Source organism: Nostocoides sp. (assembly GCF_035343835.1).
GTDB classification, from domain to species: domain Bacteria; phylum Actinomycetota; class Actinomycetes; order Actinomycetales; family Dermatophilaceae; genus Nostocoides_A; species Nostocoides_A vanveenii.
Window position 1 is genome coordinate 1 of the sequence record NZ_DAOQZV010000175.1, and the last position, 6,868, is coordinate 6,868.

The 6,868-nt window shown below is 68.6% G+C and carries 6 protein-coding genes; 3 read left to right on the plus strand and 3 right to left on the minus strand.

Features of this window, described 5'->3' with window-relative positions; all coding sequences use genetic code 11:
* Nucleotides 1-149: 149 nt before the first annotated feature.
* Nucleotides 150-593, minus strand: coding sequence for a 50S ribosomal protein L13 (gene rplM / locus PKH97_RS11945; protein WP_324387684.1), 444 nt, complete (start codon nt 591-593; stop codon nt 150-152).
* A 245-nt stretch (nt 594-838) separates the two neighbouring features.
* Between rplM and PKH97_RS11950 the strand changes: the two genes are divergently transcribed.
* Both PKH97_RS11950 and PKH97_RS11955 read left to right on the plus strand, forming a co-directional pair.
* Nucleotides 839-1,420 carry a helix-turn-helix domain-containing protein gene (locus PKH97_RS11950; protein ID WP_324387685.1) on the plus strand — a complete coding sequence of 194 codons (582 nt, stop codon included), beginning with the start codon at nt 839-841 and terminating at the stop codon, nt 1,418-1,420.
* Nucleotides 1,417-2,691, plus strand: a complete 1,275-nt coding sequence (locus PKH97_RS11955) for an MFS transporter (protein ID WP_324387686.1) — start codon at nt 1,417-1,419, stop codon at nt 2,689-2,691. The genes PKH97_RS11950 and PKH97_RS11955 overlap by 4 nt, the downstream gene beginning before the upstream one ends.
* On the opposite strand, the gene PKH97_RS11960 is transcribed toward PKH97_RS11955, so the two are convergent.
* Both PKH97_RS11960 and PKH97_RS11965 read right to left on the minus strand, forming a co-directional pair.
* The gene (locus tag PKH97_RS11960) at nt 2,681-3,322 is read right to left on the minus strand and encodes a response regulator transcription factor (RefSeq protein ID WP_324387688.1); all 642 of its coding nucleotides are present in this window, start codon (nt 3,320-3,322) and stop codon (nt 2,681-2,683) included. The two genes, PKH97_RS11955 and PKH97_RS11960, sit on opposite strands and share 11 nt — an antisense overlap.
* Nucleotides 3,274-4,512, minus strand: coding sequence for a histidine kinase (locus tag PKH97_RS11965; protein ID WP_324387689.1), 1,239 nt, complete (start codon nt 4,510-4,512; stop codon nt 3,274-3,276). Before PKH97_RS11965 ends, PKH97_RS11960 begins: the two co-directional genes overlap by 49 nt.
* Before the next feature lie 140 nt (nt 4,513-4,652).
* Between PKH97_RS11965 and PKH97_RS11970 the strand changes: the two genes are divergently transcribed.
* Entirely contained in the window at nt 4,653-6,842 is a 2,190-nt protein-coding gene (locus PKH97_RS11970) for an MMPL family transporter (protein WP_324387690.1), read from the plus strand.
* The last annotated feature ends 26 nt before the right edge of the window (nt 6,843-6,868 follow it).

Below are 6,868 nucleotides of genomic sequence, written 5' to 3' on the forward strand. Positions count from 1 at the left end.
GGCGGAGGCCGTGGGGCGGCGGGCGGGCTCACCGGAGACCGGGCCCTCGGACTCGGAGGTGTATTCGGTCAGCTCGACGTCGTCATCGAGCTCGTAGGTGGTGTCAGTCACGGCGTGAATTCCTTTGTGTCGGTTCTCGATCGGCGCCGTTACTGCGCGACCTGGGAGATCGTGAAGGGCTTGGGCTGCTGGGCGGTGTGCGGGTGCTCGGCACCGGCGTAGACCTTCAGCTTGGTCAGCTGCTGACGACCGAGCGTGGTCTTGGGCAGCATGCCGCGGACGGCCTTCTCGACGGCCTTGGCCGGGTCGCGTTCGAGCAGCTGAGCGTAGGTCTCGGACTTCAGGCCGCCCGGGAAGCCGGAGTGGCGGTAGGCGCGCTTCTGCTGCAGCTTGGCGCCGGTCAGCGCGACCTTGTCGGCGTTGATGATGATGACAAAGTCGCCCATGTCGACGTGGGGGGCGAAGGTCGCCTTGTGCTTGCCACGCAACAGCGCCGCGGTCTGGCTCGCGAGGCGCCCGAGGACGACATCGGTGGCGTCGATGACGTGCCACTGACGGACGGCGTCGCCCGCCTTGGGGGTGAAAGTACGCAACGTCTTGCCTTACGTGAGATTCGGATGAGGCTCGTATGCCGCGTGCTCCCGCCGGGCGATAGCCCTCGTGGTTGATCCGCCCACCAGGGGCGCACGGCACAACTACTCAAGTTTAGGGGCCATTGCCTCGCCTCCCAAATCCAGCACCGCGCGCCCAGAGAACCCCCTGACCTGCGGGTATGCCGCAGGGCGGACAATCGCATAATAGTTTTGCAAACGAAGTTTGCACATGTATTATGCATTCTATGAGTGAGTCCGCCGACTTCATCCGCCTGGATTCGACCAGCGTGAAAGTCCTCGCCCACCCCCTTCGCTCGCGCCTGATCGGTGCGTTGCGCATGAACGGCCCTTCCACCGCGACCGCCCTCGCCGCAGCTCTGGGCACCAACTCGGGGGCCACGTCCTACCACCTGCGCAAACTGGCGGAGGTGGGCCTGGTCGTCGACACCGGGGACGGTGACGGCAAGTCACGCGTGTGGGCGGCAGCCTCGACAATGACCCAGTTCGAGGTCAGCGACTTCGACGACGATGACGATGCGGCGACGGCGATGGGCTGGCTGACGCGAGACTGGCTGCGCCACTTCACCGAGAAGTTCGGTCGATGGCTCGATGTCCAGGGCAACTGGCCGGGCGTGTGGCGGAACCGGGCCAGCATGAACGACGACATGGTGGTGGTCACGGCCGATCAGCTCCGGGACATGCACGCCGAGATCGACACCGTCGTCGAGCGCTATCGGCGTGTGGGGCAAGGCAATCCGGAAGCCAAGCGGGTCGCGGTCTATCTGGTGTTCTATCCGATCGACATGGACAAGGCGCCGCGCCGATGAGCACGGCCATGCGGCATACGGCAATGTCCCTGGAGCAGGCGACGCGGATCTTCTATCTGCTCAATTTCACGCGCTGGTTCCCGGTCGGCTTCGTCGTCGGCATCTTCATCCTCATCCAGACCGGACGCGGATTGACCATCGCGCAGGCGATGACGGCAGCCGCAGTCTCGGGCTTCGCCTGCTTCGCCCTGGAGCTGCCGACCAGCGGTTTTGCCGACGCTTTCGGCCGCCGGGCGGTCTACCTGGCCGCTGCCGTGGTCAATGTGCTCGCCGGCGCCGCCTATCTGTTCGCCCAGAACTTCTGGCAGTTCGTGGGGGCGGCGGCGCTCATGGGCACCTTCCGAGCGCTGGATTCCGGCCCCCTGGAGGCGTGGTTCGTCGACACCGTCCACGAGGGCAGTCCGGGCGCGGATGTCGATCAGGAGTTATCCCGCGCGGGCACGGTGCTCGGCCTGGCCGTGGGAGCTGGTGCCCTGATCAGCGGCGGATTGATCTGGTGGCACCCGGTCAGGGCCTTCGCGGCCATCGACCTGGCGGTGGCCGTCTTCGCGCTGCTCAATGTCGTGCATCTGGCTGCGACCTGGCTGCTGTTGCGCGAGGGGCCACGCGCGATCTCCACCGGCGAGCAGGAACGGCGCGCCTGGGCTTCGGCGCGCGAGGCCCCTGCGGTCATCGCATCGGGGGTGCGCCTGCTGGCGACCAACAAGGTCCTCCTCGGCATCATCCTCGCCGAGATCGCCTGGTCGATCGGCATGGTCGCCTTCGAGTCGATGCTTCCCCTGCGCTTGGAGGAATTGCTCGGCAGCGCCCAGGCCGCCGGCGCCACGATGGGTCCGGTCGCCGCGGTCGGCTGGGGCATCTTTGCCCTCGGCACGTGGATCGCCGGCAAGGCGTCGAAACGCTGGGGGGTGGCCCGGGCCGCGATGCTCGGCCGCACCCTTAACGCCACTGGCGTGCTGTTGATGGCGTGGGCGTTCACGCCCGCGGGCCTGATCGCGGCGTATCTGTTCACCTACACCTGGCACGGCGTCAACGGCCCGCCGCACAGCGCGCTGCTGCATCGCGAGGCCGAGGCGCGCAACCGGGCGACCGTGCTGTCGATCAACTCGATGTTCGCCTTTCTGGCCTTCGGCGTCGCTGGCCCCCTCGCCGGCCTGCTGGCCGACCGGGCGTCGATCCGGCTGGCCATGCTCGCCGTCGGGGTGACCAGCTTGCTCGGAGTCGCGGCCTATCTCCCGGCCCGCCACGCCGAGTGCGCTGTCAAATCTTGAGCCACGCCAGGACGGCTCGCACGCGGCGATTGTCATCGACCGCGACGGGCAGATCGAGCTTGGTGAAGATGCTGTTGATGTGCTTGGCGACAGCCTTCTCGGTGACGAAAAGCGCCTCGGCGATGGCCTGGTTCGAGCGCCCCTGGGCCATCAACTCCAGCACCTCCCGCTCGCGCGGGCTGAGCCGGTCAACCGGCGCGTTGCGCTGCCGATTCATCAGTGCCGCAACGACTTCCGGGTCCAGGACAGTGCCGCCGGCAGCGACCCGACGCACGCTGTCGATGAACTCCCCGGTGTCGGCGACCCGGTCCTTGAGCAAGTAGCCCACCGCGCCCTCGCCCGAGGCGAGCAACTCGCGGGCGTACAACTGCTCGACATACTGACTCAGCACCAGCACCGGGAAGCCGGGCCGGGTGGCGCGAGCCCGGATCGCCGCCCGCAGGCCTTCGTCGCTGAAGGTCGGCGGCAGTCGCACGTCGAGGATCGCCACCTCGACCTCGGGTAACTGCAGCGCCTCGTCGAGTCCGGCCGAGCCTTCCAACGCCGCCACGACCTCACAGCCGTATGCCCGCAGCAGCCGGGTCAGCCCGTCCCGGAGGAGGACGTGGTCCTCGGCGACAACCACTCGCATGGGATCTCCACAGTGATCACAGTCGGCCCGCCCACCGGGCTCGACATCTCCATCGTGCCGTCAAAAGCCGCCAGCCGCCGAGCGATTCCGGCCAGGCCACTCCCCCGGCCCATATCGGCACCACCGTTCCCGTCGTCACCGACAAGCAGCCGCAGCCGTCCCTCGGGCGCAGCGATGACGACCCAGGCGTTGCGCGCCCCCGAGTGTTTGACGACATTGGCAAGAAATTCTGCCGTCGCAAAATAGGCTGCCGACTCCACCGGAGCTGGCAGGCGCCCCGGCAGGGCCGCATCGACGGTCACCGGGATCGGCAGATCCAGGGCGAGCGCCTGGACGGCCCCGATGAGCCCACGATCCGCGAGCACGGGCGGATGGATGCCGCGCACGACCGACCGCAACTCGCCGAGGGCCGCGCCGGTGCTCTGGCGAGCCTCTTGGAGTAGTTGGCGGGCAAGTTGCGGGTCCCGGTCGAGCAGATCCGCGGCCATCCCGAGGTTCATGCCCAGCGCGACGAGGCGGGCCTGCGCACCGTCGTGCAGATCGCGCTCGATACGCCGGATCTCCGCGGCCGAAGCGTCGACCGCGTCGGCCCGGGAGGTCGTCAGGTCGGCGACCCGGCGCTCGAGGGCGGCCTGGGGATCGGGTCGCAGGATGGCCGCCTCCGTCTCGGTGCGCAACCGCATGAAGAAGTCCCCGAGGATCCACCACACCGGAACGAGCACCACGGCAATACCGATGAGCAGCAACGACACCCAGGTCGGAGCCCCCTCGCCTGCCCACAGCCCGAAGGCGGTCGCGACCAGGGCGATCACGCCCGCGGGCAACGCCGCGGAGAGCGCGGAGAGGATCAGCCCGCCGGATGCGGCGAAGAGGAACCACAGGACGTATTGCCAAAAGGCCCGCGCGCCGAGCCAGCGGCGCACCTGCGGCCAGATGCCGGGTTCGTCGCGGGGCAAGACAGGCACCGGGACCTCGCGGCCGAGGAAGCTCTGCGCCATCGCCGCGTTGACCCTCGCGAAGGCAGCCACCGCCGGTGCCCAGGGCCGGATCAACAGCAGCCCGACGCCGAGGACCGAGAGGCCGAACGCCAGCGAGCCGAAGGCCATCAGCAACGCGACGGGCACGGCCATGAGCATGTGGCCGAGGCCATAGCCGGCCGCCAACCAGGGCGAGCGTCGCGTTCGGAACATGGCTCCATCCTCGCCCGCCCGGCCGCCACCGGCAGGGGTGTTACCACCACTTCTCGTTGGGGAGTCAGCGCTCCTGCCCCCCGAAGCTGCTGCCGGAAGGCTCGTCGTGACCCAATCGACCGACTTCCGGAGGCCACACCATGTCCTGGATCACCGCACTGCCCACCCGCGCTGCTCGCTGGAGCGCAGCCCACCCGTGGCGCGCCATCGGCGCCTGGTTCGCCTTCGTCGCGCTCGCCGTCGGGATGGCCGTTCTGGTGCCGGCCCAATCGACCACCGATGCCGACTATCGGGTCGGCGATTCCGGCCGCGCCCACGCCCTGCTCGACAGGTCCGGGTTACTTGCACCCCCGGGCGAGGCGGTTCTGATCACCGCACGATCCGGCGCCCTCGACCCCGCAGCGGCGACGAGCGCCGCGCGGCAGCTGACCGACCGGATGACGCGGACGCCAGGAGTGGCCGCTGTCGCGCCACTGGTCTGGAACGGGGACCGGACCGCCGCTCTGGTGACGATCACCCTCACGGACGGCGCGCAGGACGGAACGGCGTTGACGCGAATCACCGAGTCCGTGGCCGCCGCCAACCCGGCACTGGAGGTGCGGGAGGCCGGGGACCTGACCATCGACGAGGGCATCAACGAGCGCGTCGCCGCGGATCTGCATACAGCAGAGGTGATTTCGTTACCCGTGACCCTCCTGCTCATGCTCCTGGTCTTCGGCGCCCTGGTCGCGGCCGGCGTCCCGGTCTTGCTGGCCGGCACTTCGGTCGCCGCCACCATGGGGCTGGCTGCACCGATCTCTTACCTTGTGCCCGCAGAGCCGACGGTGAACTCGATGATCGTGCTGATCGGGATGGCTGTCGGCGTCGACTACTCGCTCTTCTACCTCAAGCGCGAGCGCGAAGAACGCGCCAAGGGGGCCGGCACGATCGACGCCGTCGAGATCGCGGCGCGCACCTCGGGCCACGCGATCCTCGTCTCGGGCCTCGCTGTGATCGCCTCGCTGGCCGGACTCTTCCTGGCGGGTGGAGCAACCTTCACCTCCCTCGCGACCGGCGCGATCCTCGTCGTCGGCGTGGCCATGATCGCCTCCATCACCGTGCTTCCCGCCCTCCTCGTCAAGCTCGGCCATTGGGTGGACCGCCCGCGAGTTCCGTTGCTGTGGAGAGTGACTCGTCGTGCCGGTCGACGGGGCACCAGCGCTCGCCTGCTCACGCCGGTCGTGCGCTACCCGCGCACGGCACTTGTGATCGGCCTCGCCGCCGCCATCGGCTTGTCACTGCCGGCGTTCGGGATGCGCCTGCACCAACCCAGCCTCGCGACGCTGCCTCAGGACATCCCCGTCGTCGCGACGGCCGGCCGGATTGCAGCCGAGTTCCCGTCACAAGGAAGTCAGGCTGTTGTCGTCGTTGAGGCGCCGGCGGACGACCAGCCACGGGTCGCGCAGTCGCTGCGCGCGTTGTCCGCCGCCGCCGTGGCGACGCCCGCCTTCGTGCCCGATGAGGGCGACACGGTGACCACGTCCGCGGACAAGACGGTCACCCGGCTGACCCTCGCCATCCGGTATGCCGAGCAGGACCCCCGCACCGACGATGCCATCCAGAGGTTGCGAACGTCATTGGCGCCCAACGCACTCGACCGGCTCGGCGCGCAATACGTCATCGGCGGCGACGCCGCGTGGAATCTCGATGTCACGCAGCGGCAACTCGATCGGCTGCCCTGGGTGATCGGCTTCGTCGTCGCTTTGACACTGGTGATGATGGGCCTGGCCTTCCGCAGCATCCGACTGGCGATGCTGTCCGCGGGACTCAATCTGCTCTCCGTCGGCGTCGCTTTCGGCGTGATGCGCCTGGTCTTCCAGGACGGCCACTTCGCGTCCGCCTTGGATTTCACCAGCCCGGGATACCTCATCGACTGGGTGCCACTCTTGGTGCTCGCGGTCCTCGTAGGCCTGTCCATGGACTACCACGTCTTCGTTGTCAGCCGGGTGCGCGAGTATGCCGAGCAGGGTCTAGGTGCCCGCGCGGCAGTCCGGCTAGGAATCACCGACACCGCCGGTGTCGTGACGAGCGCCGCGGCCGTCATGGTCTCGGTCTTCGCGATCTTCGCGGCGATGTCGCTGCTGGAGATGAAGATGATGGGAGTGGGGCTGGCGGTCGCCATCCTGCTGGATGCCACGCTGATCCGGCTGGTCATCCTCCCCTCAGCTCTCGTCCTCCTCGGCGACGCGCCGTGGCAGCGCAGGACACCCCCGGTGACGACCGCACCGGCGTCCTCGACCGTGCTCCGGCATCAGTCGCGGCGGGTCGTGGAATCGAGTGCAGCCCGATAGGACGGCATGGTCAGATGACCTTCGGT

Bases quoted from the DNA above. Each gene is read 5' to 3' on its own strand.
- PKH97_RS11960 (WP_324387688.1), bottom strand. From the start codon at position 3,322: ATGCGAGTGGTTGTCGCCGAGGACCACGTCCTCCTCCGGGACGGGCTG.
- PKH97_RS11955 (WP_324387686.1), top strand. From the start codon at position 1,417: ATGAGCACGGCCATGCGGCATACGGCAATGTCCCTGGAGCAGGCGACG.
- PKH97_RS11950 (WP_324387685.1), top strand. From the start codon at position 839: ATGAGTGAGTCCGCCGACTTCATCCGCCTGGATTCGACCAGCGTGAAA.
- PKH97_RS11970 (WP_324387690.1), top strand. From the start codon at position 4,653: ATGTCCTGGATCACCGCACTGCCCACCCGCGCTGCTCGCTGGAGCGCA.
- PKH97_RS11965 (WP_324387689.1), bottom strand. From the start codon at position 4,512: ATGTTCCGAACGCGACGCTCGCCCTGGTTGGCGGCCGGCTATGGCCTC.